At 63.4% G+C, this 2,080-nt stretch carries 1 protein-coding gene and 1 pseudogene; both read right to left on the reverse strand.

Annotated features, from left to right (window positions below; genetic code table 11):
• Positions 1-55: 55 nt before the first annotated feature.
• Positions 56-1,771 carry an urease subunit alpha gene (ureC, locus tag AC1D00_RS38275; RefSeq protein ID WP_477014243.1) on the reverse strand — a complete coding sequence of 572 codons (1,716 nt, stop codon included), beginning with the start codon at positions 1,769-1,771 and terminating at the stop codon, positions 56-58.
• A gap of 37 nt (positions 1,772-1,808) precedes the next feature.
• Positions 1,809-2,080 (reverse strand): annotated as a pseudogene (locus AC1D00_RS38280) (phosphohydrolase); the annotation flags it as partial.

Genomic DNA, 2,080 nt, shown 5'->3' on the forward strand with positions numbered 1-2,080 from the left:
GAACGCAACACCGTAAAACCGTCCCCGGACAGGCTCCGGGGACCGGGACGCTATTTCAGTACATGAAATATCGCTGCGCCATCGGCAGCACTTCGGCGGGCGCGCAGGTCAGGAGTTCACCGTCGGCGCGGACCTCATAGGTCTCCGGATCGACCTCGATATCGGGCGTGGCGTCGTTGTGGATCATGCTCTTCTTGGAGATTTTTCCGCGGGTGTTCTGGACGGCATAGAGCTTCTTCTCGATACCGAGCTTGCGCGCCAGCCCGCCGGTGATCGCGGCCTTGGAGGTGAACACCACGGAAGACGCCGTGCGCGCCTTGCCGAAGGCGCCGAACATCGGCTGGTAGTGCACTGGCTGCGGCGTCGGGATCGAGGCGTTGGGATCGCCCATGGGCGCGGCAACGATCGTGCCGCCCTTGACGATGCAGTCCGGCTTGACGCCGAAGAAGGCCGGCGACCACAGCACGAGATCGGCGAGCTTGCCCTTCTCCACCGATCCGATCAGCTTCGAGACGCCATGGGCGATCGCAGGGTTGATCGTGTATTTGGCGATGTAGCGCTTGACGCGGAAATTGTCGTTGTCCCTGCCCTTGTCCTGCGGCAGCGACCCGCGCTGCTTCTTCATCTTGTCGGCGGTCTGCCATGTGCGGATGATGACCTCGCCGAGACGGCCCATGGCCTGGGAATCCGAGGACATCATCGAGAGCGCGCCGAGATCGTGCAGGATGTCCTCCGCCGCGATGGTCTCTTTCCGGATCCGGCTTTCGGCGAACGCCAGATCTTCCGCGATCGAGGGATCGAGGTGGTGGCACACCATCAGCATGTCGAGATGCTCGTCGATGGTGTTGCGGGTGAACGGCCGCGTCGGATTGGTGGAGGACGGCAGCACGTTCTTCAGCCCGGCGACCTTGATGATATCAGGGGCGTGACCGCCGCCGGCGCCTTCGGTGTGGAAGGCGTGGATGGTCCGCCCCTTGAACGCCTTGATCGTATCCTCGACGAAGCCGGATTCGTTCAGCGTGTCGGTGTGGATCATGACCTGGATGTCGTAATCGTCGGCCACCGACAGGCAATTGTCGATCGCAGCCGGCGTGGTGCCCCAGTCCTCGTGCAGCTTCAGCGCGCAGGCRCCGCCCTTGATCATCTCGACCAGCGGCGCGGGGCGCGAGGCGTTGCCCTTGCCGGAAATGCCGAGATTGACCGGGAACGCGTCGAACGACTGGATCATCCGCCCCATGTGCCACGGCCCCGGCGTGCAGGTCGTCGCAAAGGTGYCGTGCGAGGGACCGGTGCCGCCGCCCAGCATCGAGGTGACGCCGCTCATCAGCGCGTGCTCGATCTGCTGCGGGCAGATGAAATGGATGTGGCTGTCGAACCCGCCGGCGGTGAGGATCTTGCCCTCGCCCGCGATCACGTCGGTGCCGGGGCCGATGATGATGGTGACACCCGGCTGGATGTCGGGATTGCCGGCCTTGCCGATCGCGGAGATCATGCCGTCCTTGATCGCGACGTCGGCCTTCACGATGCCCCAGTGGTCGACGATCAGCGCATTGGTGATGACGGTGTCGGCCGCGCCCTGCTTGTTGGTCACCTGCGACTGCCCCATGCCGTCGCGGATCACCTTGCCGCCGCCGAACTTCACCTCCTCGCCATAGACGGTGAAATCCTTCTCCACCTCGATGATGAGATCGGTGTCGGCGAGCCTGACCTTGTCGCCGGTGGTCGGGCCGAACATGTCGGCATAGACGGAACGCTTTATTTTGACGGACATCACAAGCCCCGTTTGCGTTTGAATGTTGTGTGAGTGCTCACAGCGAGGCCCTCGCTCGTCGCACCATGTTGTCGAATGCTGTGTCGAGCCACGGATTGCCGCCGCGACAACCGGCAACGACCTGCTCGGCCCAGCCGGTGTAATCGACGAGATCGTCGCGCTCTTCAGTAGTTGGATCGAGCTGGATCCGCGCGCCGATATTGCTGATCTTGTCGGCGATCTTGATCAATTTTGCGCTGGGCGATTTCTTCGGCGCATTGATCACCTGCCGGCGCCGCCGCTCGGCCTTGGGCAAGCTCATGTCGTCGG

This window comes from Bradyrhizobium sp. P2_E8 (assembly GCF_056403875.1).